Annotated in this window: 22 protein-coding genes; 12 read left to right on the top strand and 10 right to left on the bottom strand. The window is 72.3% G+C overall.

Features of this window, described 5'->3' with window-relative positions:
- Positions 1–99 precede the first annotated feature (99 nt).
- The 3 genes from LCN96_RS50930 (at position 100) to LCN96_RS50915 (ending at position 6,750) form a co-directional block, all read left to right on the top strand.
- Positions 100–690 carry a hypothetical protein gene (locus LCN96_RS50930; protein WP_225269592.1) on the top strand — a complete coding sequence of 197 codons (591 nt, stop codon included), beginning with the start codon at positions 100–102 and terminating at the stop codon, positions 688–690.
- A gap of 805 nt (positions 691–1,495) precedes the next feature.
- Positions 1,496–1,885, top strand: a complete 390-nt coding sequence (locus LCN96_RS50925) for a hypothetical protein (protein ID WP_225269591.1) — start codon at positions 1,496–1,498, stop codon at positions 1,883–1,885.
- Positions 1,886–2,931: 1,046 nt separating this feature from the next.
- Positions 2,932–6,750: an nSTAND1 domain-containing NTPase gene (locus LCN96_RS50915; protein WP_397351833.1), complete on the top strand. Its 3,819-nt coding sequence runs from the start codon at positions 2,932–2,934 to the stop codon at positions 6,748–6,750.
- A gap of 9 nt (positions 6,751–6,759) precedes the next feature.
- Here LCN96_RS50915 and LCN96_RS50910 read toward each other — a convergent pair whose 3' ends face one another.
- The 4 genes from LCN96_RS50910 to LCN96_RS50895 form a co-directional block, all read right to left on the bottom strand.
- Positions 6,760–9,600: an AfsR/SARP family transcriptional regulator gene (locus LCN96_RS50910; RefSeq protein WP_225269588.1), complete on the bottom strand. Its 2,841-nt coding sequence runs from the start codon at positions 9,598–9,600 to the stop codon at positions 6,760–6,762.
- A gap of 160 nt (positions 9,601–9,760) precedes the next feature.
- The gene (locus tag LCN96_RS50905; RefSeq protein WP_225269587.1) at positions 9,761–10,669 is read right to left on the bottom strand and encodes an LLM class flavin-dependent oxidoreductase; all 909 of its coding nucleotides are present in this window, start codon (positions 10,667–10,669) and stop codon (positions 9,761–9,763) included.
- A gap of 302 nt (positions 10,670–10,971) precedes the next feature.
- A complete protein-coding gene (locus LCN96_RS50900; RefSeq protein WP_225269586.1) occupies positions 10,972–11,130 on the bottom strand; it encodes a hypothetical protein in 159 nt (52 codons plus the stop codon).
- Between the two features lie 18 nt (positions 11,131–11,148).
- Entirely contained in the window at positions 11,149–11,721 is a 573-nt protein-coding gene (locus LCN96_RS50895) for a dihydrofolate reductase family protein (protein ID WP_225269585.1), read from the bottom strand.
- 73 nt (positions 11,722–11,794) lie between these two features.
- Between LCN96_RS50895 and LCN96_RS50890 the strand changes: the two genes are divergently transcribed.
- Positions 11,795–12,367, top strand: coding sequence for a TetR/AcrR family transcriptional regulator (locus LCN96_RS50890; protein WP_225269584.1), 573 nt, complete (start codon positions 11,795–11,797; stop codon positions 12,365–12,367).
- 20 nt (positions 12,368–12,387) lie between these two features.
- On the opposite strand, the gene LCN96_RS50885 is transcribed toward LCN96_RS50890, so the two are convergent.
- The 3 genes from LCN96_RS50885 to LCN96_RS50875 form a co-directional block, all read right to left on the bottom strand.
- Complete coding sequence (locus LCN96_RS50885; RefSeq protein WP_225269583.1) at positions 12,388–13,056, bottom strand: response regulator; 669 nt, start codon at positions 13,054–13,056, stop codon at positions 12,388–12,390.
- A gap of 82 nt (positions 13,057–13,138) precedes the next feature.
- The gene (locus tag LCN96_RS50880; protein ID WP_225269582.1) at positions 13,139–14,293 is read right to left on the bottom strand and encodes a sensor histidine kinase; all 1,155 of its coding nucleotides are present in this window, start codon (positions 14,291–14,293) and stop codon (positions 13,139–13,141) included.
- Positions 14,290–15,111: a CPBP family intramembrane glutamic endopeptidase gene (locus tag LCN96_RS50875; protein ID WP_225269581.1), complete on the bottom strand. Its 822-nt coding sequence runs from the start codon at positions 15,109–15,111 to the stop codon at positions 14,290–14,292. Before LCN96_RS50875 ends, LCN96_RS50880 begins: the two co-directional genes overlap by 4 nt.
- 256 nt (positions 15,112–15,367) lie before the next feature.
- Between LCN96_RS50875 and LCN96_RS50870 the strand changes: the two genes are divergently transcribed.
- Positions 15,368–16,444: a hypothetical protein gene (locus tag LCN96_RS50870; protein ID WP_225269580.1), complete on the top strand. Its 1,077-nt coding sequence runs from the start codon at positions 15,368–15,370 to the stop codon at positions 16,442–16,444.
- Position 16,445: 1 nt separating this feature from the next.
- Here the strand turns inward: LCN96_RS50870 and LCN96_RS50865 are convergent, their stop codons facing one another.
- Both LCN96_RS50865 and LCN96_RS50860 read right to left on the bottom strand, forming a co-directional pair.
- On the bottom strand, positions 16,446–17,771 hold the full coding sequence (locus LCN96_RS50865) for an FtsX-like permease family protein (RefSeq protein ID WP_225269579.1): 1,326 nt from the start codon (positions 17,769–17,771) through the stop codon (positions 16,446–16,448).
- A complete protein-coding gene (locus tag LCN96_RS50860; RefSeq protein WP_225269578.1) occupies positions 17,771–18,541 on the bottom strand; it encodes an ABC transporter ATP-binding protein in 771 nt (256 codons plus the stop codon). The genes LCN96_RS50865 and LCN96_RS50860 overlap by 1 nt, the downstream gene beginning before the upstream one ends.
- Before the next feature lie 60 nt (positions 18,542–18,601).
- Between LCN96_RS50860 and LCN96_RS50855 the strand changes: the two genes are divergently transcribed.
- On the top strand, positions 18,602–19,150 hold the full coding sequence (locus LCN96_RS50855) for a TetR/AcrR family transcriptional regulator (protein WP_225269577.1): 549 nt from the start codon (positions 18,602–18,604) through the stop codon (positions 19,148–19,150).
- 55 nt (positions 19,151–19,205) lie between these two features.
- Here LCN96_RS50855 and LCN96_RS50850 read toward each other — a convergent pair whose 3' ends face one another.
- Positions 19,206–20,192: an ArsR/SmtB family transcription factor gene (locus tag LCN96_RS50850; RefSeq protein WP_225269576.1), complete on the bottom strand. Its 987-nt coding sequence runs from the start codon at positions 20,190–20,192 to the stop codon at positions 19,206–19,208.
- Positions 20,193–20,257: 65 nt separating this feature from the next.
- Between LCN96_RS50850 and LCN96_RS50845 the strand changes: the two genes are divergently transcribed.
- From LCN96_RS50845 to LCN96_RS50820, 6 genes are all read left to right on the top strand, one after another.
- Positions 20,258–21,472 carry an MFS transporter gene (locus tag LCN96_RS50845; protein ID WP_225269575.1) on the top strand — a complete coding sequence of 405 codons (1,215 nt, stop codon included), beginning with the start codon at positions 20,258–20,260 and terminating at the stop codon, positions 21,470–21,472.
- A gap of 121 nt (positions 21,473–21,593) precedes the next feature.
- Complete coding sequence (locus LCN96_RS50840) at positions 21,594–21,755, top strand: hypothetical protein (RefSeq protein WP_225269574.1); 162 nt, start codon at positions 21,594–21,596, stop codon at positions 21,753–21,755.
- Between the two features lie 61 nt (positions 21,756–21,816).
- The gene (locus tag LCN96_RS50835; protein ID WP_225269573.1) at positions 21,817–22,794 is read left to right on the top strand and encodes an MvdC/MvdD family ATP grasp protein; all 978 of its coding nucleotides are present in this window, start codon (positions 21,817–21,819) and stop codon (positions 22,792–22,794) included.
- Positions 22,791–23,762: a TIGR04500 family putative peptide maturation system protein gene (locus LCN96_RS50830; RefSeq protein ID WP_225269572.1), complete on the top strand. Its 972-nt coding sequence runs from the start codon at positions 22,791–22,793 to the stop codon at positions 23,760–23,762. Before LCN96_RS50835 ends, LCN96_RS50830 begins: the two co-directional genes overlap by 4 nt.
- A gap of 69 nt (positions 23,763–23,831) precedes the next feature.
- Entirely contained in the window at positions 23,832–24,557 is a 726-nt protein-coding gene (locus tag LCN96_RS50825) for an ABC transporter ATP-binding protein (protein ID WP_225269571.1), read from the top strand.
- Positions 24,554–25,870 (top strand): FtsX-like permease family protein, encoded by a 1,317-nt coding sequence (locus tag LCN96_RS50820; RefSeq protein ID WP_225269570.1) that lies wholly within the window; start codon positions 24,554–24,556, stop codon positions 25,868–25,870. The genes LCN96_RS50825 and LCN96_RS50820 overlap by 4 nt, the downstream gene beginning before the upstream one ends.
- Positions 25,871–25,883: the final 13 nt, after the last annotated feature.

Below are 25,883 nucleotides of genomic sequence, written 5' to 3'. Positions count from 1 at the left end.
CGATTTCCGCCAGCCTGTCGCAGGCCACCGTTGATCGCCATGATCGGATGCAGGCTGGACGCGCTGCCCCATCCGCGGCCACGACATGATGATCATGTGATGGATCACTACCGCGCTCTCTTCGAGCGGCATCAGTGGCTCAAGGACGCTCTCTGCTGGACCGTGGTGCAGCCCCTCGACGAGGGGATCACACGGGATGATCTGCTGTGGCGGCTGAACAGCGGGCATGATCCGGAAGAACGCATCTTGGACCACCCCATGGAGGTGGCCATGGACGAGGACCTCCTCCTGCTCTACGTCTTCGAGAGCGACGGCGCCTACGGATTCCTGGAAGGCAGGTATGGCTACCCCCTCTCCGACGAACTCCTGTCTGCACTCAGCGAGAGCGGCCGCGTGTGGACCACGTCATGGCAGTTCAACGGCACATCGACGATCTCCTACGCAGGAGGCGGCAGGGTTCAGGCACGGATCCGGAACTACGTCCTCGGCGACCGGATCGACGAAGAGACCGTGTCGGACGTCTTCACGGACTTCCAGGTCATGCTCGACGACCTCGACCGCCGGGACTTCGACGGCAGGCGCAGTGCCGCGTTCGCATTCATCGAGACGGTCACGGGAGTTGGCGTCGCAAGCGACCGGTTGGACGGCGCAGGATGTCCTGTGATCGTTCTCGACGCGCCTGCCAGCTGACCAGGGCTTCCAAGAAACCCGGACCGGTTCGGGACAGGTGGCCGATGGGGAGGGGCCTGCTGCCGGGCACTGGTAGCGGACGGCGTCGTCTGAGTTCGCGCTCTGTCCAAGGCGTGGCAAGTACGGCTCTCGCGCGGCGATCAACGGGGTGAGCTCTTGCGATGGTGCACCGATGGCGGCGGCGTCAAGGCCGGTGGCCGCCCGAGCAAGCCTGTCCGGCAGCAGCGGGCAGGCTGGGAAACCGAGGTGGCCAGGGTTTGAGGGGGCGATGGCGTTGGCGCCGATGCGTTGTGCGGGGTGTCGAGGACCGGGCCGAGTGCCAGCTGCGGCCAGGAGCCGAGTGCTGTGCGGGTGCGGGGCGGTGACGGTGAGGGGGCGCGGTAGCCGTACTCGGGTGGGCCGTTGCCGGCCGAGTGGTGCCAGCCCGCGGTGATCTCGGTGGAGGCGATCAGTTCCCCGGGCGGCGAAGCCGGGGCGGCGGTGGTGTCGATGCCGACGTCGCCGCGGAAGTGACGGAGGTAGCCCCGGCCTTGGCCCAGCGCACCGGGGTGAGCGCCGGCGCGGTGACGATGTCCTGCAGCAGTTCCGCTTGCGCGCGTGTGCTGGGTCGTCATGCTCCCACGCGGTGGCCGGCACGTCGGCCTGGTGCTGGGACAGACGGGCGCGCCGATCGTGGCGGGCTGGATGCAGCAGGGTGGCCGATGCCGTCTCTGCAGGGATCCCGAAGGTCTGTTCGCCGGCGCCTCGACGGACTCTGCGTGCGCATCGAGTCAGAGTCCAGCCGGCTGGACCGTATGCTCGCACCATGTGGCCCGACGAGCAGGCCCCGAGCACTCGGAAGCACTGGGCGACCTGCACGGATGTATCTGAGTTCTTGGACCAGGTCCGCCTCCGGCCGCGCATGTGGCTGCGAGACGGCTCCCTGCGACATCTCGAATCCCTCCTGCTCGGCTACCAGATCGCGCTGGGAGTGCACTCCATCGACGAACCGTTCGCCTTCGGTAACGATGGCTCGTTCACCGCCTGGCTCTGGCGGCGCATCGGACGATCAAGCTCCCTCGGTGGGGCGATCGAGACGGAACGCGAGACACCCGCCGGATCCACCCCCATTGCGGAGTTCTTCCTGCTCCTGGACGACTTTCGTCGCGAAACCGGACGAACCAGGCCACAGGCGTCGAGCATGGCTAGAGCATGAACAAGCAGTCCAGGCCGATCCGATCACGCCCGCCTTCGACCATCTCGCCCAGGACGAAGACGACACGATCCGCTGGAACGTCGCCCTGAACCCGAACACTCCAGCATCCGCGCTCAGGCGCCTCGCGGACGCCGAAACCGACCGGTATGGCACGAAGTGCACCGTCACCTGCGAGGTCATCGCGCATCACCCCCACGCTCCTCCGACGCTCAAGGCCGAGATCGTGAACGCAGGTGCCTGCCGCTCCGGCTTCTGCTCCGACTGGCGCTTCAAGACAGCCGCCGACCCCAGCTCTCGGTGAACACCTGAAGCAAGGTCTGCAACCTGGGAAGCGACTTCCAACACGCCCGATATGCCGCAGGCCAGGACTTCTCGTGAACACCTCACAAGGGGCCGTTCCTGGGACGGCTGGACCGAGGATGACGGGATCCCGCCCGATCATCTGAACCGGACGGGATCTCGTGTTTTCTGGCCATCTCCGTGGACGCTGGGTGCTTGTGCGTCAGGCCCCTGTCCGGGCGCAGTTCCGCGACCGCGAACAGGCCATCGTCGGCTACACCCCGGTCGTCACCGTCGGCCCGGATGAGTCGCGCGTCTCCTTCGGACGTGCTGTCCTCGACCGGCGCCTCGGACGCTTGACCGGGGCGCAACGACTACGATCAGGCCGCCCGGCGGGCCTCCGCCCTCCTCGGAGGGAGCCTGCGGCCGCGGCAACGTCCGCGTGGACGTCGAAGAACTGGTGGACCGGGGCGTCCAGGTCTCCGTCCTGGTCGTCCGTCTCACCGCGGCACGCTCCCGCCTCGGCCGGTCTCGATGTGGCTGTGATCGCGGTAGGCAGGGCGGCCTCGGCGGCTTCATCCCCCGTGTGGATCTCCAAGGGACCCGGTACGTCGAATCTCATGATTTGCCCCCTCTTGTCGTGCTGGAGATCTAAGGTCTAAGGCGGCCCAGGGATGTCCGAAATGGCCCTCCGTGGGTTCAGGACAACGCGGCAAGGACTCCGGACAACAAGAGGTGAGTGACCATTGGGTCGGCCTGAGCAGCCGGTGGATCCGTTGGCCGGTCCGGTCGAAAGGCTTGCCTGGGAATTGCGTCGGCTCAGGGATGAGGCCGGGCGGCCGAGCTACCGCGTACTGGCGGAACGCGCGCATTTCTCGCGGAGCACCCTCGCCGAGGCGGCCACCGGGACGCGGCTGCCGACGCTTGAGGCGACACTGGCGTACGCCGTCGCCTGCGGTGGCGATCCCGCCGAATGGGAGCGGAAGTGGCAGCTGGCCGCGGCCGAGCTGGAACGATCGCAGCGCCGTTGTCCCTATCCCGGTCTGCTTCCGCTGGATGTCGATGCCGCCGACCTGTTCTTCGGCCGGGACGATCTGCTTGAGGTGCTGCTGAAGGCCGTGCAGCAGGGGCCGCTGACGGTGGTTCGCGGGGCCACCGGCAGTGGCAAGTCCTCGTTGCTGCGGGCCGGGCTGGCCGCGCGGCTGACCGCAGAAGGAACCACCGTCACGCTGCTCACTCCGGGCGCGCACCCGCTGTCCCGGTTATACGCCTCAGGCACGGACAGCGCCGACGCCGGTGCCTCCGACGCGGACGGCACCGCCGCGGACGGCACAAACGCCTCTGACGCGGACGCCTCCACCGCGGACGCCTCCACCGCGAAGACCTCCACCGCGAAGACCTCCACCGCGAAGACCTCCACCGCGAAGACCTCCACCGCGGACCGCGCCGACGCGAACGGCGCCGAGGTGGTGATCATCGACCAGTTCGAGGAGACGTTCACACTCTGCACCGACGAGCGGGAACGCGCAGCCTTCCTCGACGCGCTGAGCGACCTCGTCAGCCGTCAGGACGGCCCAGTCCTGGTGATCGGAATCCGCACCGACTTCTACGACCGCTGCGCCTCACACCCCGGCCTGGCCGCAGCCCTCCTCGACAGCCTGCACCTACCGGTCGGCCCCATGTCCGAGCAGGACCTGCGCGCCATCATCACCGAACCCGCCGCCAGGGCAGGGCTGAGCGTGGACCCGGATCTGGTGGTCACCGTGGTGGCCGAGGCCGCCGAGCAGAAGGGCGCGCTCCCGATGGTCGCGCACGCGCTGCGCGAAACGTGGAGCAGGCAGCGGGGAGACACGCTGACGCTGGCGGACTACCGGGCCGTGGGCGGCGTGTCCGGCGCGATCGCGCGGACGGCCGAGCACCTGTACGCCGATCTGGAGGCCGACCAGCAGCAGTTGCTCCGCGCCGTGCTGCTGCGGCTCGTCGCCTCGGGCTCGGGCAGCTCCGACACCCGTCGCGGGCTCGACCGGGACGAGCTCGCCGGCATCGGGCCCGCCGGCGAGCTGGACGCGGTCCTCGACCGGCTCGCCGCCGCCAGGCTCGTCGTCGTGGACCAGGACCTGGTGGACATCGCGCACGAAGCGCTGCTCACCGGCTGGCCCCGGCTGCGGGAATGGCTCACCGCCGACCGTGAGACCCTGCTGCGGCACCAGCGGCTCACGTCCGACGCGGCCGAGTGGGACCGCAACGGGCGCGGCGAGGACTACCTGTACCGCGGCACCCGCCTCGCCCAGTGGGACGGCGAGGCGAGCTTCGTGCCGCTGAACGAGCTGGAGCGCACCTTCCTGGCGGCCTGCCGTTCGAGCGCCGCCGAGCGCGACCGGGCCCGCCGCCGGACCCGGCTCGCCTTCGGCGGGCTGCCGGTCGCCGCCGTCGTGGTCATCGTGCTGGCCGCGCTCGTCCTGGTCCAGGTCAACGACAGGGACGTGGAACGCGACCGCGCCACCTCCGTACGGCTGGCCGCCGAAGCGCGCCGCCAGCTCCAGCAGGATCCGGAGCTGGCGTTGCTGCTGGCGATCGAGGCGTACGAGGTGGAGCCCACCTCGGAGGCCGACCTGGTGCTCCGCCAGGCCACCGCGGACTCCCGGCTGCGCGGCTCCACCCCCGTCGGCCTGCGCAGGGTCACAGGGACGACGGCCACCCCGGACGGCCGGAAGATCGCGATCTGGGGCGCCGGCGCGGGCCCGTCCAGCCTGGAGATCTGGAGCCTGGACGGTGCCGCACCGCGCCGGGCCGGCCATCCGCTCCAGCCGGATCGGACGGACGGCATCCTGAGCGCCGCGTTCAGCGCGGACGGCCGGCAGCTCGTCACCGGAGACGCCGGAGGCGAGCTGGTGCTGTGGGACCTGGCGTCCAGCGGTCCGCCCGTGGTTCTGGGGACCGTTGACGGCAGCGTCCAAGGCGTCAGCATCAGGCGCGACGGTACGGTGGCGAGCGCGCACAGCGACGGCGTGCGCATCTGGAAGCCGGGACGCGCCGAGCCCGTCAAGCTCAGCGTCCCCGGCGGCGCAGTCAGGAGCGTCGCGTTCAGCCCCAGCGGCCGGCTGCTCGCCACCGGGGGCAACGGATCGCCGCTGCGACTGTGGGACATGACCCGCGACCGGCCCGTTCTGCAGCGCGCGGCCACCCGAGGCCAGCCGGAGCAGACGGTCATCAGCCCTGGTGGACCGTGGGTCGCGACCGTCGAAGGCGACGTTCCCCAGGTCTGGGACGCGACGGAGGAGCCGGCCGGCGACTGGATCCCGCAGGTCGAGCTGGCCGGCCACGACCCGGAGCTGAACGGCGTGGTGTTCGCCGCGGACGGGGACCGGCTGGCGACGTTCGGCGCCGACGGTGTGATCCGCGTCTGGACGACGGGCAGCGACGCCGACCCCCTGGTGTTGCGCAGCCCGAAGGGGAATCCGCGCGGGGCGGCGTTCACCCCGGACGGGAAATCGCTGGTCAGCGTCGATGTTGACGGCTCCCTGCGGACGTGGGACGTCACGGCGGGCGACCCGGCGCCGAGCCGGGGCAGGCCCCTGGCGCTCAGCGCCGACACGAGCACGGTGGCGGTCAGCGCGGGGGCGACTTCACTCCTCACCCCAGGGGACGTCCGGATCAAGACCTGGCGCGGCGCGACCCAGGCCGAGGTGAGCGGCCCGCGCGACGCCGGCTACCTCGTCGCGCTGAGCCCTGACGGCCGGCGGATGGCGGGCGTCGGCCGGGCCGGCACCCTCAGCCTGTGGGACCTCACCACCGCCGGTCCGCCGGTCACCACGCCCGCGCCCTTGCGTGGCATCCCGATCAGCCTGGTGTTCAGCGCCGACGGGAAGCGGATCGTCGCGGGCGCCCACGGCACAGAGCCGCAGGCGTGGCAGGTCTCCCCGTCCGGCGGGTTGACAGCGCTCACCGGCTGGCAGACCCCGCCCACCGGCCGCGCCGACGGCGACGTGGCACTCAGCTCGGACGGTACGAGACTGGCCGACGCCCGGGACGACCACACCGTCGTCGTCTGGGACCTGACCGGCGAGAGCGAGCCGAAGATCCTGCGCGGCCATGCGGAGGACATCACGGGCCTCGCCTTCAGCCCGGACGGACTGCGCCTGGCCGCCGCCGCCGCGGACGGCGCGATCCGGCTCTGGGACCTCGACGGCCGGGGCGAGCCCGCCGGCGTGCTGTACGGCGCCGAGAACACCGTACGCAGAGTGCATTTCAGCCCCGACGGCACCTGGCTGGTCACCAACGAACCCGCGGGTCACCTGCGGCTCTGGCGGGCGGCGGGCGGCGGCGAACCGCTGGAGCTGACCGGCTGGGGCGCGAGCGGCGGTCTCGTGGCGTTCAGCCCCGACGGTACGCGGATCGTCCGGGGGCTGAGCCCGCAGATCTGGCTCGGTCGTTCCCTGATCACCGGTCTGGGCGGCAGCCTCGTCCAGAGCCGCCCCTGCGAGGTGTGCGGCCCGTCCGGAACGGTGCTCGAACTGGCCAGATCACGCCGCACCCGCGAGCTGACCGCGGAAGAACGCCGCAGCCACCTCGGCCCGAACTCCTGACTCGCGCCGTCAACGCGCTCCCGCGCTCAAGTGCCTGACGGGGTCGGGAGCTTGCGGGAGGTCCTGAGCGAGCAGGACCTCCAGCTCCTCCTCGGTGAGGAGATGGACATCGCACAGGATCTGGGCCGACCGGTGCCAGCACTGCCGGGCCTCGTCCCGCCGTCCGAGATCGCGCAGGGTGTCGCCGAGCCCCCACAGAGTAGCGGCCTCCATCGCGCGGGCACCGGCCTGGTGGTGGAGGTGGACCGCCCGCCTGTAGCCGGCCTCGGCCTCGACGAGCCTGCCGGCGCGTCGGCAGGCGTCGGCCAGCGTGTCGGTCGCCGTTCCCTCGCCGTAGGGATTGTCGAACTCCGCCCAGATCTCCAGGCTTCGCCGGCTGGCGTCGATCGCTTCGTCCAGCCGGCCCATGCTGATCAGCACCGCGGCCCGGCCGTTGAGGATCATCGCCTGGTAGTCGCGCAGGCCACTGGCGGTCGCCGCGGCGGTCGCCTCGTCCTGGGTGGCGAGGGCGTCGTCGAAGCGTCCGAGCTTGCCGTAGGTCGTGCCGAGATTGTGGAGGGTGCCTGCCTTACGCAGGGGCAGGTTCGCTCGATCCCAGCACGTGAGGGCACGTTCGAAGTGCTCGACCGCGGGCTCGAAGCGGCCCTGGTTCTTGTGGATGAGGCCCAGGTGGTTGTGTCCGCGGGCTTGGGCCGCCCAGTCACCGGTCCGGGCGGCCACGTGCAGGGCGTGGTGATGGATCTCGGTGAGCTCGGCGAGCCAGCCTCTGTGGCTGAAGGGCCTGTTGAGGGCGGCGGCGAGGCCTTCGACCGTGCCGGGATCGTCGAGGCGGCCGGTGGCCTGCCGGGCGACGGCGATCAGGTTGTCGCGCTCCAGCTCGATCCAGTCGATCGCCTCCTGCGGTGTGTCCAGGCGAAGGCCCGGCTGGTCGGCGCGCAGATCCCGGACGATGGGGGAGGTGGGGTCGAGCAGAAGGCTGGCCGCTCTGGCTGTGGCGAGGTAGTGGTGCAGCGCGCGGTGGGTGGCGGCCGTCCGATCGTGCTCCTGGACGATGTCGTCCGCTTGCTCGCGGGCGTAGAGGCGGACGAGGTCGTGCATCCGGTAGCGGCCGGGCCCCGCCGATTCGAGCAGCCGGGCGTCCAGCAGGCGGTCCAGCGCGTCCGCCACCGTGTACTCGGGCCGGTCGGCGAGCGCGGCGGTGGCGGCCGGGGTGTGGGTGGGCGTGTCGAGGAGGCCGAGCAGGGCGAACAGGTGGGCGGCGTCCTGACCGGCGGGCTCCTCCTGGAGGTGTTGGAGGCTGACGGCGATGCCGGCGCGGACGGCCAGGTCGGCGTGCTCCAGCGTGTCCAGGCGGCGGGTGGCGTCGGCGAGCCTGTCGGCGAGGTAGGACAGCGTCCAGTCGGGGCGGGCGGCCAGCCGCGCCGCCGCGATGCGGAGGGCGAGGGGCAGGCCCCCGCAGAGCCGGACGATCCGTCCGGCGGCCTCCGGCTCGGCGTGGACCCGGCCGGGGCCGGCGATCCGGGCCAGCAGCGCGGTGGACTCGGACGGGTCGAGGCCGGGCAGGTTCAGGTGGCTCGCGCCGTCGAGCGAGGTGAGCATCTGCCGGCTCGTGATGACGACCGCGCACCCCGATCCGGCGGGGATGAGCGGGCGGACCTGGCGGGTGTCGAGGGCGTTGTCGAGGATGAGCAGCACGTGCCGCGCCGAGGTGAGGGATCGGTAGCGGGCCGCCGCCTCGTCCACCGTGGTCGGTACGGCGGAGCCGTCCAGGCCGAGCGAGCGTAAGAGCCGGCCGAGCGCCTCCAGCGGCGACAGCGGCCGCAGGCCGTCGGTGGCGCCGTGCAGGTCGAGGTAGAGAACGCCGTCGGCGTAGCGGTCGGCGACGGCGTGCGCCAGGTGTACGGCCAGCGCGGATTTGCCGATCCCGCCGGCACCGCCGATGGCGACGATCGCCGGCGTGCCTGGTTCCGAGGTGGTGAGCGCCTTGTCGAGCCAGGCGAGCTCGACCTCGCGGGCCGTGAAGGCGCGGGTGTCGGCGGGCAGCTCGGCCGGGGCGACGGTGTCGCCGAGCGCGGCGTCCTGCGCCGGGGCTGTCAGATCGAGGACGGGGTCGCGAGCGAGCACCGCCTGCTGGAGGCGGCGCAGCTCGGCACTCGGCTCGATGCCGAGCTCCCGGATCATGACGTGGCGGGTCTCCTGGTAGAGCGCGAGCGCTTCCGACGACCGCCCAGCGCGATACAGCGCCAGCATCAGCTGTGCGTGCGGCCGCTCCCGCAGCGGGTGCGCCTCGATGTGGACGGTCAGATCCGCTATCACCGCATGGTGATCGCCCGCCGCCATCCGCAGGTCGACGTGATCCTCCAGCGCGGTGAGCCGCTCCTCCGTCAGCCGGGTGGCCTCGATCTGGGCCCACTCCGCCGACATACCTGCCAGGGCCTCTCCCCGCCACAGGGCCAGAGCCTGCCGGAACGACCTGTCGGCCGTGGTGATCTCTCCCCTGGCGTGGACGGTACGCGCTTCGCGTACCAGTCTCATGAACAGGTGCGCATCGACGTGATCAGGTGGCACGTCCAGGCAGTATCCGCCCGGCGCGGTCACGATGAGCTCGTCGAGCGCCCGGGGCGCGAGCAGCTCGCGCAGCTTCGACACCACGATGTGCAGCTGCTTCGGCGCCGTCGCCGCCCGGCTCTCGCCCCACACATCGGTGAGGAGCTGCTCAGCGGTGACCACCCGGCCGGCGCTCAGTGCCAGCCGGGTCAGCAGGCCGATCCGCCGGGTGCCGGTCAGCGGCAGCACCTCGCCGTCCGCCGTCAGCTCCAACGGGCCCAAGATCTTGACTCGCAGTCCCATCGCGCAACCCTCCGTCGGCGGGACCAGCGTTTCATCGGTCACCTGTTGGAGGGCCTCCTTCGTGATCTTCTGGGCGGCAGGTGACGAACCTACCGGAACACGCCGATTGTTGGCACACTCTCGCCGTGCCGGTGCGTGCGTGGGGCGCTTGAGCGACCCATCACCCTTGGTCCGCCTGCGTCGTCCGGCTACGGCTCAGCCGTGCTCGGGCCTCCGCGAGGGTTTCCGCCTGCCGGATCCAGTCTCCGCCGTCAAGGCTGAGCCCGACCATGTCGGCTCCGGCCTCCGCGTAGGCGTGCAGGCGTTCCGCGACCTGCTCCGGGCCGCCGGTGACCGGGACGTTGTCGGCTTCTTCCTGCGGCAGGCGATGCACGTCCACCAGTGTGCGGGTGAATTGTTCGAGGGCGGCCGGGTTGTCGACGAGGATCGCGTGACCGCCCACGGAGATCGACGGGACCGGGCGTCCGAGCTCGTGCGCGATCTCACGTAGCCGTACCGCCTTCCTGCCCAGAGCCGCGGGGCTGAGCAAGGAGGGCGCCCAGCCGTCACCATGGAGGACGGCGCGGCGCATCGCCGCCTCGGAGTTGCCGCCGATGAGGATGGGCGGGACCGGAGCGGCAGGGCCCAGGGTGACCTCCGCCTCGCCCAGCTTCGTCGCCTCACCACGGATGAGGCCGGGCAGGGCCTGCAACGCTTCATCGGTCCGGCGTCCCCTTCCCTGGAGCGGTGCCCCGACCGCACGCCAGAACGGCGAGCCGGGGAAACCTCCGATCCCGACGCCGAGGGTGACGCGGTTGCCTGACAGGTGCTGGAGGGTCTGCACCTGTGTGGCGACCCAGGCGGCCGGGCGCAGGGGGAGGCTGAGCACGCCGAACTCCAGTCCGATCCTGTCGGTCACGGTTGCGGCGGCTGCCAGGACGAGTGTGGGGTCGAAGCCCGGTGTCCCGTCTCCGACGATGAGATCGGGCATGCTGATGGCGTCGTAGCCGAGGTTTTCAAGGTGCTGCGTCATCGTGAGGTCGGGTACGCCGGCTTGGGTCATGGGCAAGGTGGTGCTGATCCGCGTCATGATTGTCCTAAGTGTCCGGATCGGGGTTGCGGACCACGCTAGGAGCTCAAGCACGATTGAGGTCAACCGCGCCGTTCTCAAGCCATCGCCCTCCACCGGTCGCGGACGAAGAGTGCCAGGATCAGGGTCGGTTACTGGGCGCTCGCGCTCGTGTGCGGGGTGCCCTACGCGCTGCTGACGTTCGGGTTGTCGCTGCGCCCCGGCACCAGAGCGTGGTTCGGCTGAGGCCTCGACCGCTCGTGCGGTTCCGCTGGGGATCCCGTCCGATCTTGAATGACCGGACGGGATCTTCGGGAAGGGGATCAGTATCCACTGCGGCGGGGAGCCGCGGTGGGGCGGCGGGAGAGGTTGGTGCGGCCCGTGGGTTTGAGGTCGCGCGCCGGAGGTTCGTGCCGGTGCGGGGACGGGGTGGGGCGGCTGGGGCCGGGCTGGGTGGTCAGGGGTGGGAGTTTGATGTGCATGCTGTCTCCTGTGCGGTTCTAGGCCCTGGTGAGCCAGGTGACCTGGGCGCCGTTGTCGAAGGACTCGCGCCGGGTGGGGGTGAACAGGGTGGGGCGGAAGTGGCCGGCGAGCATGGGGATGCCCGCGCCCGCCACCACGGGGTAGCTCTTGAGGATGATCTCGTCGATCTCCGGGAGCAGGGAGGCGGCCAGCTTGCCGCCGCCGCAGAGGTAGATGTCCTTGCCGGTGTCCTCCGCCTTGAGGCGCCGGACGAGGTCGATCGGGTCGCCGGTCTCCACCTGGACCGTGGGGTCGTCGATCTGCAGCGTGCTGGACACGACGTACTGGCGCAGGTGGGCGTACGGGCTGGTGGTGGGGACGTCCAGAGCCGGCTCGTAGGTGCCGCGGCCCATCACCAGGGTGTCGAAGACCTTGTTGGGCACGCCTTCGAGGCCGACAAGCTTGCGGATGTGGGTGGGGAGCGTCTCCGGGTAACGCTCGTTGATCCAGGCGGCCATCTGGTCCGACAAGGGGTAGAAGTCGAACTCGGCGTCGGGGCCGGCGATGTAGCCGTCGAGGGAGACACCGATGTAGTAGACGAGCTTTCGCATCAACGACCAACTCCTGATGTAGTACTATGGGTGAAGTGGTTTGAACGTAGTACTACATGTGGAGTGGTGTCAAGTGCGGAGAAATCCCGAACGGCGGCAGGCGCTGATCGACGCGGCCATCGAGGTGCTGGCCAGGGAAGGAGCGCGGGGGCTGACGTTCCGGGCCGTCGACGCGGAGGCGGCTGTGCCGCCCGGCACGGCCTCCAACTACTTCGCCAGCCGCGACGATCTGTTCACCCAGGTCGGCGGGCGGATCTACGAGCGGCTGCTGCCCGACGAGGCCACGATGGCCCGCGGCCGGGAGGGGGTGCAGGACGCGACGCGTTATGCCGAGCTGATGCACGAGCTGGTGGATCGGGTCTCCGCCTTCAACTCCGGCTACCTGGCCCTGCTCGAGCTGCGGCTGGAGTCCACCCGGCGGCCTGAGCTGCGCGCCGTGCTCACCCGGCGCATCCGCGAGGACATCGACGCCAACATCGGCTATCACGCCGCCTCGGGGCTGCCCGGCGACTCGACCTCGGTGGTGCTGCTCTATCTCGCGCTGAACTGGCTGATCGTGGAACGGCTGACGCTGCCCGACATCTTCGGCGAGCAGGAGATCCATGAGCTGATCGATGCTGCCGTGCAGCGATCGTTGCACACCTGACCTGCAAGGAGGGCCGGGGCTCAGGTGACCAGGCCGCTGCGGTAGGCGTAGACCACCGCCTGCACGCGATCACGCAGGTCGAGCTTGGTCAGGATCCGCGACACGTACGTCTTGACGGTCTCCTGGCTGATCACCAGCGTCGCGGCGATCTCGCTGTTGGATCGTCCGTCGGCGATGAGCCGCAGGACCTCCAGCTCGCGCGGGGTCAGGGCGACGTCGTCCGGTGTCGCCTGGGTGGGGCGGATGCGGGAGGCGTACCGGCCGACGAGCTGCCGCGTCACCTCGGGGGCCAGGAGCGCGGCGCCGGTCGCGACGGTGCGGATGCCGTGCAGGAGCTGTGCCGGTGGGGCGTCCTTGAGCAGGAAGCCGCTCGCGCCGGCGCGCAGGGCCTCGTAGACGTACTCGTCCAGGTTGAACGTGGTGACCACCAGCACCTTGACGGGGTGCTCCACCCCGGCGCCCGCCAGCAGGCGGGTGGCCGCGATGCCGTCGAGCACCGGCATCCGGACGTCCATGACGACGATGTCGGGGTTCAGGCGGCGGGCAAGGTCGACCGCGGCGCGGCCGTCGCCGCACTCGCCGACCACCTCCAGGTCGGGCTGCGCGTCGATGATCGTGGCGAAGCCCGTGCGGATCAGCGCCTGGTCGTCGCAGACCAGGACACGGAGTACGCGAGTCTGGGTGGTCACGGCAGGTTCTCCTGAAAGGTGGTCACGGCAGGCTCTCCTGCAAGGATGGTCACGGCAAGCTCTCCGCGGGCCCGAGGGGCGGTCACGACGGGTTGCCCGCCGGGATCCGGGCTCGGACGACGAAGCCGCCGCCCGCCTGTGGGTCCGCGCTGAACTCGCCCCCCAGGGCGGCCACGCGCTCGCGGAGGCCCGCCAGCCCTCGCCCGCTTCCGGCCGGGGCGGCGCCGCGGGAGCCGGAGCCGTCGTTGCCGACCTCCACGGTGATCTCCTTCTCCCCGTAGCGGACCCGGACGACGGTGGCGCTGCCGTGGGCGTGTTTCAGGGCGTTCGTCAGGGCTTCCTGGACGACCCTATAGGTGACGAACTCGGCGCTGCCGGCCGATTGCGCCGGGGTGCCCTCCTCCGTGAGCCGTACCGGCTGGCCGGCCTGGCGGGTCTGCTCGACGAGGCTGTGCAGGTCACCGGGTGACGGGGTGCTGACGTCGTGGTCGTGGTCGGCCTTGAGCAGGTCGAGCATGTGGCGCAGGTCGGCGATGGCGCGGCGGCCGGTGTCGGTGACGGCGGTCAGGGTGGTTTCCAGGCGGTCGGGGGCGGCGGTCAGGTAGCGGGCCGCCTCGGCCTGGACGACCATGGCGGTGACGTGGTGGGTCACGACGTCGTGCAGCTCGCGGGCGATGCGGGTGCGTTCGGCGGCGCGGGTGGCCTCGGCGACGCGCAGGCGGCGCTCGGCCTCGGCGGCGCGGGTGGAGCGCAGCCAGGCGCCGATGCCCCAGGCCATGGCCAGGGCCAGGTAGAACACCACGTACCCCTCCGGCCGTTCGGTCGCGCCGATGCGGTTGAGCGCGACCGCGAGCGGCACGTACGCCATGGACAGGAGGGCCACGGTGGCGCGCCGGTGATGCTCCAGGTGGGCGCCGGCGCTGATGAGCGCGATGGGCATCGCGGTGGCGGCGAACACGTGGTACGCGCGGAGCTGGTCGAGGACGAAGCCGAGCGTGACGAGAGCGAGGCAGACGGCCGGCCACCGCCGGCGCACGGCGAGGGGCAGGCACTCCAGGGCGATCACCAGCAGGGCCAGCTCGTCGAACGGCCGGGCCGGCAGGTCGCCGACCTGGGTTCCCTTGCCGTGCATCGCCGGCATGAGCGACACGGCGGCCACCACCAGGCCGAAGGGTAAGTCCCTGACCACGACGTCGTAGCGCTGCCACAGGCTCATGACCCGCCGTGGATCGATCATGGGGCGAGCGTAGCGGTCGTCCGGCGCCGCATCGGGACCAGATTGCCGCGCCTGCGGGCCAGCCACAGGAACACGACGGTCAGCAGCAGGCCGAACGCCACCGCGTACGCGCTCGCCTCCGGCCCGAACGCGCCGCCGGTGACCAGGGTGGGGCCGGACGTCACGCCGTTCAGCAGCCCCTGCGCCGCGCCGCTGCCGGAGACCTCGGTGCTGAAGATGCCGGCGGCGGCGAAGTTCCAGCCGAAGTGCAGGCCCATCGGCAGCCACAGGGTGCGGGTGGCGGCGTAGGCGGCGGCGAGCATGCCGCCGGCCTCGATCGCGATGGCGATCGCGCCCCACAGGTTCGCGTGCGGGTTGAACAGGTGCGACAGGCCGAACAGCACGGCGGTCAGCGCCAGCGCGAGCCACGTGCCGGTGCGCTCCTCGATGATCCGGAACAGGATGCCGCGGAAGAGCAGCTCCTCCGTCACCGCGGCGGCGGCCATGAACCCGACCAGGCCGGCCGCGCCCGTCCAGGAGCCGAAGCCGTCGATGCGGTAGCCGCCCAGGAAGGCGATGTTCAGGATGACGGCGCCGAACATCGCGACGCCGATCAGCAGGCCGCGGCCGAAGGCGGGGGCGGCGCCCTTCCCGGCCACCTCCGCGGGCTCGCGGCGCTCGGACCAGCGCACGACCCGGGCGTAGACGAACACGGCGAGTGCGGCGGTGGCCAGGCCGAGGACCAGGGTGAGCAGCGGGGCGTCCTGGACGGCGCCCACGGCCAGGCTGCCGGCCAGTGCGACCGCCGCCACGGCCACGAGTTGCTTCAACAGCCGCATGACGACTCCTGTTCGGGGAACGGCCGCGACCGGGCGTCGCGGGTACGCAGGCAACGCTAGGGATCGGGCGGCGGGGAATCGTCACCACGCGGTGGACATTCGGGGGTAGCTCGCAAGAGGGACAGCGCGGCGCCGGGTTCGCCCACGACAGCGCGGCGCCGGCTTCGTCCACGACAGCGCGGTGCCGCCTTTGTCCACCCATGACCACGGACGCCGCTCCCTGGCAGGACAACACCCCGGCCGATAAGCAGCAGGCATGCAGACGTACTCAAGGCGGCGATTCGCCGCGACCACCCTGGCATGCGCCCTCGTCCTGGCCGGTGGCACGGCGGGCGCCGCCGAAGCGGCAGCCGCGACCCGGGGCGAGCAGGTCGTCGAGCGGGCGAGGAAGAACTACCTCGTCCCGGACGCGACCGTGAAGGCCGACGTCGACGTGCTCAGGAACGCGCTGAAGGAGGTGAAGGCGGGCAAGAGCGTGACGTTCAACGCCAACGCCGGTCGCACCCGGATCCGCCACGCGCTGGGCGTGCTCGGCAGGACGGCGGAGGAGCAGGCGGTGCTGGCGCGGTGGGCGGGCCTGGTGGCCGACCGGGGCGGCGGGGGGACGGCGGCCTACCTGGCCAGGGAGCGGCAGTTCTTCGCCGCGTTCACCACCCCGCTGGGCAGGCTGACGCAGAAGTACCCGAAGTCGCAGGCCAAGTACTGGCTGAAGAACACCCCGCCCCAGGTCCTCGACGTCGTCTTCACCGCCGCCACCGCCGGCCTCCCGCCGGACCAGCTCTACACCTACGCCTACCTGGAAGGGCTGGTCGACTACGTCCGCGACCGGATCGGGCTGGGCAGGCAGGCCGGCGACCCGACGGACGCGCAGCTCAGGAGCGTCCCCACGACGAGCCCGATCTTCGGCTACGACTACCTCGGCACCGACCGCTTCTTCCTCGACATGAGCGCCGCCAGGGTGCCCGGCAGGAGCTTCCTGCCCTACGACCCGAAGCGGGTCGTGCTCGACACCAGACGCAACGAGAAGGGCACCCTGGTGGAGTCGGCGCTGTTCCCCGACCTGACGACGGGGCTGCAGGGCGAGGCCGCCATGCTGCTGCGGCGCCGCGCGTTGTTCCTGGCCGACGTCAAGACCTACGGGTACGCCGCGCCCACCCGGGACGAGCTGGTCTACTGGACCTACGTGTACTACAACGTGGGGGAGTTCAACGGCCAGCTCAAGAAGTACGCGGGCCGCCGCGCGCTGGGCGACTGGATCGCGAAGGGGGAGTACCCCAACTCGATCAAGGCCCTGGAGAGCTGGCGCATGCTCAGGGACATGAAGATCTTCTAGCTCACGCCGTACGGATCACGCGCCGCCCCACGAGCGCTGAGACCCCCAGCGTGACCCCGGCCCCGATCGCGATCGTGATCGCGTAGGGCAGGGGCGCCGCCGCCTGCAGGGGGTCGCCGGTCTTGACCACGGCGAAGGGCAGCACGGTGACGAAAGCGCCCACGCTGCCGGCCACGGTGCTGACGGCCGTGGCCACGCCGATCTCCCGGACGAGCATGCCGTGCGTCTGGCCGCCGGTCGAGCCGACCAGGGACATGACCGCGAACTCGGCCCGGCGCCGGGTGATGGAGGCGACGAGGTTGTTGGTCAGCGCGATGGCCATGAACGCGGCGATCAACGCCACGACGAAGTAGTTGATCGAGGCGAGGACCTCGCCCGTGCTGCCGCCGGTGCCCGCCGCGTTCTCCACGCCCTGCATGCTGAGCGTCCCCGCCGCCACGCCGACGAACAGGGTGAGGAAGGTGACGGTGGGCCGTACCCGGTCGGGGGCGGCGGACAGGTTGAGCGCGGCCAGGTGGAGCGGGGCGGCGCGGTGGGCCGGGCGCAGGACGGCCAGCGCGCGGTTCGCCGCGAGGACGAGCTCGGGGGCGAGCAGGCAGAGGCCGACGGCGACGAGCACGCAGGCAGGCCCGGTCATCGCCGTGGTGAGCACGTCGGCCGGGTCCATGCCGAGCACCGTGGCCGACGAGGCCAGCCCGGCGCAGATCATCAGGGTCGCGGCCACCCGGCGCCCGAGACCAGGACGCCGCCCCGTACGGCTGCGGGATGGCGGGGCCGCGTCGGCGACCGGGCTGCGGCGGGCCAGGGAGCGGCTGCCGATCCAGGCGGCGAGCACGCTCGCGGCCAGCACGACGAGCACGCCGAGCAGCGGCAGGGCCGCGCCCGGCGCGAACACCGAGGCCGCGCCGGTGAGCCCGGCCGCGTGCATGCTGCGGCTGATGACCCAGCCGAGCAGGTAGCCGCCGGCCAGGCCGGGCAGCGCCGTGACGGCGGTGATGGCGGTCGTCTCGACGACGAGCATCCCCTGCACCTGCCGGGGCGTCGCGCCGATGAGGCGGAGGCCGGCGATCTCCCCGGCCCGGCCGCCGAGCGCCACGCCGACCGTCGAGACCATGGCGAACAACACGATCGCCACCGTCCAGCCGCCCATGATGAGCGGGAACTGCACGAGGAACGCGCGGTCGGCGGCGGCCGTGCTCGCGGCCAGCCCGGTGCCGAGCAGGCTCATCATGCCGGTGACCAGGATCGTGCCGACGAGCGCCACCAGGCCGGTCGCGATCGCGGCGGCGCGGTGGTGGGCGAAGGAGCGCAGGGCGAGCTTGAGCATCAGGCCGTCACCGCCCCGTTCGCGGCCTGCTCCGCCGACTCGACCAGGACGGCCATCCGGGCGGCGACCTGCTGCGCGGTGGGGCGCGGCAGGCGGTCCACGAGCCGGCCGTCGGCGAGGAAGAGCACGGCGTCGGAGTAGGAGGCGGCGACCGGGTCGTGCGTCACCATGATGATCGTCTGGCCGTGGTCGGCCAGCTCGCGCATCAGTCGCAGGACCTCCCTGGCGCTGCGGATGTCGAGGGCGCCGGTGGGCTCGTCGGCGAAGACGATCTCCGGGTCGGTGATCAACGCCCGGGCGACCGCGACCCGCTGCTTCTGGCCGCCCGAGAGCTGGTCGGGGCGGTGGCCGCCCCGGTTGCCCAGCCCGACCCTGGCGAGCAGCTCGGCCGTGCGCGCCGGCTGCGTCCTGCGGGAGTCGAGGCGCAGCGGCAGCTCGACGTTGTCGACGGTCGAGAGGGCGGGCAGCAGGTTGAACGACTGGAAGACGAAGCCGACGCGGCGCCGGCGCAGCTGCGCCAGCCGGGTCTGGTCAAGCCCGCGCAGGTCCTGCCCGTCGAGTTCGACGGCGCCCGACGTGGGCCGCTGCAGCCCGGCGGCGCAGTGCAGGAGGGTCGTCTTGCCCGAACCGGACGGGCCCATGATCGCGATGAAGGACGAGCGCGGGACGTCGAGGTCGATGCCGCGCAGGGCGTGGACCGGGCCGGCCTCGCCGGGGTACTCGCAGCGCAGGTCGCGGATGCGCAGCACGGGTGGTGCGTAGGTGGTCATGTGCAGCTCCATGAATAAACGCTCATTTCAAACGAATGTTTATTTGATACGGTAGGGCATATGAGTGCCAAGGACAAGCTGCTGCTGGCGGCGCGCGACTGCCTGCTGACGAAGGGATACGCGCACACCACCGTCCGCGACCTGGTCGCGGCGTCGGGGGCGAACCAGGCGTCGATCAACTACCACTTCGGGTCCAAGGAGCAGCTGCTCACCAAGGCCCTGCGCGACCTCAACACGGAGTGGGGGGAGCTGCTGTTCGCGGTGCTCGACGGCACGTCGGGGGAGCCGGAGGATCACGAGGTCCTGTGGGGGCGGATCATCGACTCGATCCGGGCGAACAGGGCGCTGTGGTTCGTCAACTTCGAGTCCGTCGCGTCCGCCCGGGAGGACGGCGAGATCAGGGCGATGATCGCGAGCGGGCAGGAGGCGGCGAGGGCGTCACTGGCGCGGGCCTTCGCCGGCCTCGGGCCGGACAGCGATCCCCGCGAGGTCCGTGCGGCCGGGTCGCACTACCTGGCCCTGCTCGTCGGGCTCGCCTCCCAGTGGCTCAGCGACCCCGAGCGCGCGCCCGAGGCGAGGCGGTTCGCCGCCTTCAGCTCCCGCCGATGAGGCGAGGCGGTTCGCCGTCTTCAGCTTCCGCCGATGAGGCAGCGGTTCGCCGTCTTCAGCTCCCGCCGATGAGGGCCGTGCCCAGGGCGGTCGTCAGGTAGAGGACCGTGCGCCCGGAGCGCTCGCGGGCGACCAGCCCGCTCTCGCGCAGCACCCGCAGCTGCTGCGAGACCGCGCTGGGCGTGACGCCGAGCGCGCGGGCCAGGTCCGTCGTCGTCGCGGGTGAGCGCAGCGCCTCCAGCAGCCCGGCGCGCACCGGGCCCAGCAGCCGCACCGCGCTGCCCGCGGGGGCGCGCGTCCCGGCCGTCCACAAGGTGCCGACGCCGCGTGCCGGGTAACGCACGGTGGTCTGGGTGGACGTCCTCTTCTTGATCAGCACGTACGGCGTACCGAGCGCGACCGGCATCAGCACCAGCCCCCCAGGCCCGCGATCCACCACCCGCTCGGCCCGCCAGCGATCCCCCTCCAGCCGCAGCCGGCCGTCCTGCCAGCGCAGATCCGGATGCAGGCCGGCGAACAACCGCTCCGCCCCGCCCGCGGCCAGCTCCTTGGCCCGGTGGATGACGTCGGCGTCGAGCACGGCCCTGATCCGGGGCCAGTGCGGCGCGATCAGCCGGTCGTGCGCCGCCCGCAGCTCCCCGGCGATCACCCGCAGCCCGGCCGCCGGCCGCGCGGCGAGCGCGGCGACCGGCTCTGGCGGGCTCGCGCCGAACACGCGGCGCAGGCTGATCCGCACCTGGGACGCGGGGGTCCGCCGCAACGCGGCCAGGTCGTCGTCGATGGACGTCCACGAGCCGCGCGGGGCGGGGACGAGGAACTCCGGCCAGTTCGGCCGGTCGCTCACGATCAGCGGCCAGGTGTGCGTGAGGTCGAGCGGCCGCCTGGCCAGCTCGTCGGCCGCCCAGCGCAGCCACCGCAGGTTGACCGGATGCCGATCGCGAGCACCGAGCTGCTGCAGCGCGGACACGGTCTCCGACAGCGGCGAGATCGCGAACCGGGTCGCCGCCAGCTCGGCCACGCCCAGCTCGACCGTGAGAGCCATGCGCCGATTATGTAGCCCCGCGCTAAAAGCTGTCCTGGCGGCGCCACCGCCCCGACGATCACGGCATGACGCAGAGTGAGGCCGCACCGCGGCTGTCCCCGGGTTACTGGCGGTTGTGGTGGGCGACGGGGATCAACAGTGTCGGGGACGGGGCGTTCACGGCGGCGGTGCCGCTGCTGGCCGTGACGGTCACGCAGGACGCGCGGCTGGTGTCGGTGGTGTCCGCGGCGACGTTCCTGCCCTGGCTGCTGCTGTCGCTGCCCGCCGGGGCGCTGGTGGACCGGTACGACCGCGTGGCCCTGATGTGGCGGGCGCAGGCCGTCCAGGCGGTGCTCGTGGGAGGCGTCGCGGTCCTCGCCGCCGCCGGCCTGGTCAGCGTGCCGGTGCTGGCGGTCCTGGCGTTCGGGCTGGGGGCGTGCACCGTCGTCTTCGCCAACGCGGCGCAGGCCGTGCTGCCGGACCTGGTGGCCAAGCCGCTGCTGCACAGGGCGAACGGCCACCAGCAGGTGATCACCACGATCGGCCTGCAGTTCGCCGGGCCGCCGGTCGGCGGGCTGCTCTTCGCGATCGCGGTGGCGTTGCCGTTCGGCCTGGACGCCGCCTCGTTCGTGCTGTCGGCCGCGCTGCTGGCGACCCTGCCCAGGCGGAGGAGCGCGCGGACCGGGCACCCGCCCCTGCGCACGGCGATCGCGGACGGCCTGCGCTGGCTGGCCCGCCACCGGCTGCTGCGCACGCTCGCGTTGCTGCTCGGCGTCAACACCTTCTGCTGGCAGCTCGGCAACGTCTCGCTGGTGCTGCTGGCGACGCAGGCGCTGCACCTCGACGCGCCCGGTTACGGCCTGCTGCTCGCCGGCGCCGCCGTCGGCAGCCTGCTCGGCGGGCTGCTGGGCGCGCCCGTCGTCGAGCGCATGGGCGCGCTGCCCGCCCTGCTCACCGCGCTCGTCACGAACGTCGGCACGTTCGTCGGGATCGGCCTGAGCCCGAACGCGTTCGTGCTCGGCGCCCTGCTGGCCGTCACAGGCTTCGTCACCACGCTGTGGAACGTGGTGACCGTCAGCCTCCGGCAGCAGATCGTGCCGTCCGAGCTGCTCGGCAGGGTGAACAGCGTCTACCGGATGCTCGGCTGGGGGCTGATGCCGCTCGGCGCGCTGGCCGGCGGGCTGGTGACGCACGCGTTCGGGGTGCACGCGGCCTACCCGGTCGCGGGCGCAGTGCGCGGGGTCTTCCTGGTGGTCGCCCTGCCCGTGCTGATCCAGGCGATGCGGCGGACGACGTACTGAAGGATATTTCTCCCCCTCCAAGCCACATTCAAGTCGGCTCCAAATCCCGGCTGATGAGCTTCATCCACACGAGCCGGGCCCGCGCGGGGCCCGGCTCGCCCGTCGAAAAGGGAGGGCAGAGATGACCAAGAAGATCGTGGATCTGGACGACCTCAGCAACGAGCTGCCGGTGATCGACGAGGCCGACCTCGGTCTCGTCTCCGGTGGGGCGCGCATGGAGCGCTGCTACCACACCAACGGCACCGAGGGCCGGCCGTCCGACGGCTGGGTGTCCGACTACTAAAGATCACTCGGGTCGCGTGGGAGGGGCCTCGCGCTCCTCCCGCGCGGCCGAGGGGGGCCACATGCTACTGATTCTCAGCGAACCCGGTGACACCACCGTTCGCATGGTCCTGCCCAAGCTGAAGGCCAGGGGCGCCGAGGTCGTCTGGTGGGACCCGGCACAGTACCCGGCCGCCGCCCATGTGACCGCCGGGTTCGCGGCGGGCAGGACCGAGCTGAGGCTGGTCACCGGCGGGGAGACCGTCGATCTCGGCGGAACGACGGCCGTGTGGAACCGGCGCCCCGGACAGCCAGCCGCCGCACCGGGCGTCACCGCGGCCGACCTCAGGGACCGGGCGGGGGAGCTATCGGAGTGGTTCCTCGAAGGCTTCTGGGACCTGCTGGACGCCCGCTGGCTGCCGGCCAGGCACCCGGTGCTGCGCAGGGCGCACAACAAGCTGGTCCACCTGGCGCTGGCCCAGCGGCTGGGCTTCGCCGTGCCGCGCACCGTGATCACCAACGACCCGGCCGAGCTGGTGCCCGCCTACGAGCGGGCCGGCGGGCGGCTGATCGCCAAACCCGTCGAGTACGCCCCGTTCGAGATCGACGGCGCCCGGCACACCGTCTACACCACCGTCGTGCAGCGCCGGGACCTCGCTGGCCGGGCCCGGCTGGCCCACGAGCCGACCATCCTGCAGCCGTACGTGCGCAAGGCCGTGGAGCTGCGGGTCACCGTCGTGGGGCGGCAGGTGTTCGCCGCCGAGATCGCCTCGCAGGACTCGCCGCGCACCCGCGACGACTGGCGCCACTACGACTTCGACCGCGCCCGCCACAGCGTGCACCACCTGCCCGGCGACGTCTCCCGCCAGTGCGTGGACCTGGTCGCCGCGCTCGGCGTCTCGTTCGGCGCGATCGACCTGATCCTGACCCCGGACGGGGAGTACGTGTTCCTCGAGATCAACCCCAACGGACAGTGGGGCTGGATCGAAGACCTGACCGGCCTGCCCATCGGCGACGCCATCGCCGACTGGCTCACGGCCGGAGAAACGGAAGCGCCATGACTGGACCCGCTCTCGGCCCCGCCCTGGAAAGCGGCGTGGGCCTGCTGCGCGGGCTGACCCGCCGCCGTTCGGCGGTGGAGGAGGCCCGCCGCGCCGCCGCCGCGTGGGCCGAGTCGCATCCCGCGCTCGCCGCCCAGCTCGTCAGCAACCCGCGCCCCGGCTCGCCCGTGGTGGACTACGACCTGCTGCTCGACGACCCGGCCGGCGGCACGATCATGCTGACCCTGCAGCCGGATGACGGCGCGTCCTGGCTGGTCGACCACTCGACCCACTGGGCCGCGGGCAACCTGCTGACCGTGGACGGCATGCAGATCTCCATGCCCGAGGCGATGCTCATGCTCCGCTCGCTCACCCGGGCCGGGCTGTCGCCGCAGGAGGAGCTGGTCCGGTTCTGCGTGCTGCGCAACGCCGCCGCCAAGGAGGAGGTCGGCCCGGATGACGTCCAGGCCGCCGCGGACGGCTTCCGCAGGCTGCACGGCCTGACCAGCCGCGAGGCGATGCTGAGGTGGCTGGAACGCATGGGCATGAGCGCCGAGGCGTTCCACGACCACATGACCACCAAGGCCAGGGACCGGCGCTTCCGCGACCGGATGCGGGCGGAGCTGGCGCCCGCGCACCTGGACCGGCATCGCGACCGGTACGCCACCGTGCGCGCGGTGTGGGTGCTGTCGGAGGAGGAGCCGATCGACGTCGCCGCCTTGCGGGGCGGTCTCGGCGAGCGGTGGGGGCTTCGCCTCACCAGGGCCAGGACGTGGGCGGGGGAGCTGCCCGAGCCGCTGCGGGAGCTGCCGGGCGGGGCCTCGGCCGGGCCGGTGGCGTACGAGGGAGGTTTCCTGACGGGGCTGGTGATCGAGCGGGCGGAGGCCGTGGCGGACTCGGCCACCCTGAAGGCCGCGGGGGCGGCCGCGTTCGAGGAGTGGCTGGCGGACGCCGCCGAGCAGGCCCGGGTCACCTGGCACTGGCTCTGACGGTTTCAGGGACGGGCCGGGGATCTCCCGGATGGGCGGCGGCCTGATCGCTCCGGCAGGCTGACGATCATGAGTGATCAGGTGGTCCTCCTTGAGGAGGTGACCAGGACCTACGGCGGGGGAGCCACGGAAGTGGCGGCGTTGCGGCAGGTCAGTGTCGGGTTCGCGCGCGGGAGCTTCACCGCGGTGATGGGCCCGTCGGGGTCGGGGAAGAGCAGCCTGCTGCAGTGCGCCTCCGGGCTGGACCGGCCGGACTCCGGGACGGTGCGGGTGGCGGGGCAGGACATCACCGCCTTCGGCGAGCAGGAGCTGGCGGTGCTGCGCCGCGACCGGGTGGGCGTCGTCTTCCAGGCGTTCAACCTGGTGCCGTCGCTGACCGCCTGGCAGAACGTCGTGCTGCCGAGCAGGCTGGCGCGGCGGCGGCCGGACCCCGCGCGGGTGGGCGAGCTGCTGCGGCGGGTCGGCCTGGCAGGGCGGGAGAGACACCGGCCCGCGCAGCTTTCCGGCGGGCAGCAGCAGCGGGTGGCGATCGCCCGCGCCCTGCTGGCCAGGCCCGAGGTGCTGTTCGCGGACGAGCCGACAGGGGCGCTGGACCGGCGGACCGGGCACGAGGTGCTGGGGCTGCTGCGGGAGGCGGTCGACGCGTTCGGGCAGACGGTGGTGATGGTCACGCACGACGCGGAGGCCGCGGCGCGGGCGGACCGCGTGCTGTTCCTGACCGATGGCCGGATCGTGGACGTGCTGGAGCGGCCCTCGGCCGAGCAGATCGGCGCGCGGCTGGGCGGCCGGCGGTGACGCTCGTGCTTGCCTGGAGCAACGTCCGGGCCAACCGGACGGGACTGGCCGCCTCCTTCGCGGCGGTGCTGCTCGCCGTGACGCTGGTGGCCGGCGGCGGCCTGGTGGTCGCCGCGGCGGGCACGCGGGACGAGCTGAACGGCGTCATGGGGCTGCTGGTGCTGTCGGCGGCGGTGTCCGGGTTCGTGTCGGTGTTCGTGGTCACCGGCACGCTGGGCCTGCACGTGGCGCGGCAGCGCAGGACCTGGGGGCTGCTGCGGTCGGTCGGCATGACGCCGCGGCAGGTGCGCCGGCTGGTGACGGCGGAGGCGCTGGTGGTGGCCGTGCTGGCGTGCGTGGCGGGCTGCGTGCTGGCCGTGCCGTACGCGCTGCTCATGGGCGCGTTCCTGCGGCTGACCGGGCTGGCGCCCACGGGCGTGCCGGTGGCGGTCACCCCGGGGCCGTTCGTGCCGGCGGTGGTGGTCGGGCTGGTGGTGACGCTGCTGGCGGCCCGGGTCGCGGCACGCAGGGCGGTCCGCGTGGGGCCGCTGGAGGTGCTGCGCGACAGCGCGGTGCAACGGCGGCTGCTGCCCTGGCCCAGGGCCGTCGCCGGGGTGGTGGCGCTGGCCGGGGGCGGCGTGCTGGTGTCCCTGGCGCCGGTGGTCGAGCCGGACGCGGCGGTGCCGACCGGGCTCGGGGCGACGATGGTGCTCTGCGTGGGGGCCGCCGCGCTCGGCCCCGCCGTGCTGCGCGGGCTCGGCTGGCTGCTGGGAGCCGTGGTGGCCCGGCTCGACCCCGGCGCGGGCATGACCGCCAGGGCGTCGCTGGTCACCCAGCCGCGCCGGGCGATGGCGGCGGCGTCCCCGGTGATGCTGACCGTGGCGCTCGCGTGCACCTTCCTGTTCGCCGTGACGACCTCCGACGCGGCGGCCGGCGTCACCCGTACGGGAGCGGCGGCGTGGGCGGCCCCGGCGCTGGTGGGGGCGGCGGTCGTCTACACCGTGATCTCGGTGCTCAACGCGACCGCGATGGCCATGGCCGAGCGGGCGGAGGAGCTGAGGGTGCTGCGTACGGTGGGGACCACGCCGCGGCAGCTCACCAGGACGGTGGTCTGGGAGACACTGATCGTGACGGTGGCCGGGGTGCTGATCGGCACGGGCATCGCCGCCACCACCCTCACCGCGCTCGGCCGGGCCGCCACCGGCCGGCCGTGGTTCGCGTACTCGCTGCCGCAGTACGCGGGGCTGGTGCTGATCTGCCTCGTCAGCGGGCTGGCCGGCGCGCTGATCGCCACCAGGCGGGCCCGCCGCGGGCCCCTGGTGGCCGGCCGGTAGGCTCGCGCGCCCC

This window comes from Nonomuraea gerenzanensis, from assembly GCF_020215645.1.
In the GTDB taxonomy this organism is placed as follows: Bacteria; Actinomycetota; Actinomycetes; order Streptosporangiales; family Streptosporangiaceae; genus Nonomuraea; species Nonomuraea gerenzanensis.
Note: the sequence above shows the minus strand (reverse complement) of the source record. Positions and strands in the feature narration are given on the sequence as shown.

Coding starts and splice junctions, on each gene's coding strand:
- LCN96_RS50930 (WP_225269592.1), top strand. CDS start 100: ATGGATCACTACCGCGCTCTCTTCGAGCGGCATCAGTGGCTCAAGGAC.
- LCN96_RS50925 (WP_225269591.1), top strand. CDS start 1,496: ATGTGGCCCGACGAGCAGGCCCCGAGCACTCGGAAGCACTGGGCGACC.
- LCN96_RS50910 (WP_225269588.1), bottom strand. CDS start 9,600: ATGGGACTGCGAGTCAAGATCTTGGGCCCGTTGGAGCTGACGGCGGAC.
- LCN96_RS50905 (WP_225269587.1), bottom strand. CDS start 10,669: ATGACGCGGATCAGCACCACCTTGCCCATGACCCAAGCCGGCGTACCC.
- LCN96_RS50900 (WP_225269586.1), bottom strand. CDS start 11,130: ATGCACATCAAACTCCCACCCCTGACCACCCAGCCCGGCCCCAGCCGC.
- LCN96_RS50895 (WP_225269585.1), bottom strand. CDS start 11,721: ATGCGAAAGCTCGTCTACTACATCGGTGTCTCCCTCGACGGCTACATC.
- LCN96_RS50880 (WP_225269582.1), bottom strand. CDS start 14,293: ATGATCGATCCACGGCGGGTCATGAGCCTGTGGCAGCGCTACGACGTC.
- LCN96_RS50875 (WP_225269581.1), bottom strand. CDS start 15,111: ATGCGGCTGTTGAAGCAACTCGTGGCCGTGGCGGCGGTCGCACTGGCC.
- LCN96_RS50870 (WP_225269580.1), top strand. CDS start 15,368: ATGCAGACGTACTCAAGGCGGCGATTCGCCGCGACCACCCTGGCATGC.
- LCN96_RS50865 (WP_225269579.1), bottom strand. CDS start 17,771: ATGCTCAAGCTCGCCCTGCGCTCCTTCGCCCACCACCGCGCCGCCGCG.
- LCN96_RS50860 (WP_225269578.1), bottom strand. CDS start 18,541: ATGACCACCTACGCACCACCCGTGCTGCGCATCCGCGACCTGCGCTGC.
- LCN96_RS50855 (WP_225269577.1), top strand. CDS start 18,602: ATGAGTGCCAAGGACAAGCTGCTGCTGGCGGCGCGCGACTGCCTGCTG.
- LCN96_RS50850 (WP_225269576.1), bottom strand. CDS start 20,192: ATGGCTCTCACGGTCGAGCTGGGCGTGGCCGAGCTGGCGGCGACCCGG.
- LCN96_RS50845 (WP_225269575.1), top strand. CDS start 20,258: ATGACGCAGAGTGAGGCCGCACCGCGGCTGTCCCCGGGTTACTGGCGG.
- LCN96_RS50840 (WP_225269574.1), top strand. CDS start 21,594: ATGACCAAGAAGATCGTGGATCTGGACGACCTCAGCAACGAGCTGCCG.
- LCN96_RS50835 (WP_225269573.1), top strand. CDS start 21,817: ATGCTACTGATTCTCAGCGAACCCGGTGACACCACCGTTCGCATGGTC.
- LCN96_RS50830 (WP_225269572.1), top strand. CDS start 22,791: ATGACTGGACCCGCTCTCGGCCCCGCCCTGGAAAGCGGCGTGGGCCTG.
- LCN96_RS50825 (WP_225269571.1), top strand. CDS start 23,832: ATGAGTGATCAGGTGGTCCTCCTTGAGGAGGTGACCAGGACCTACGGC.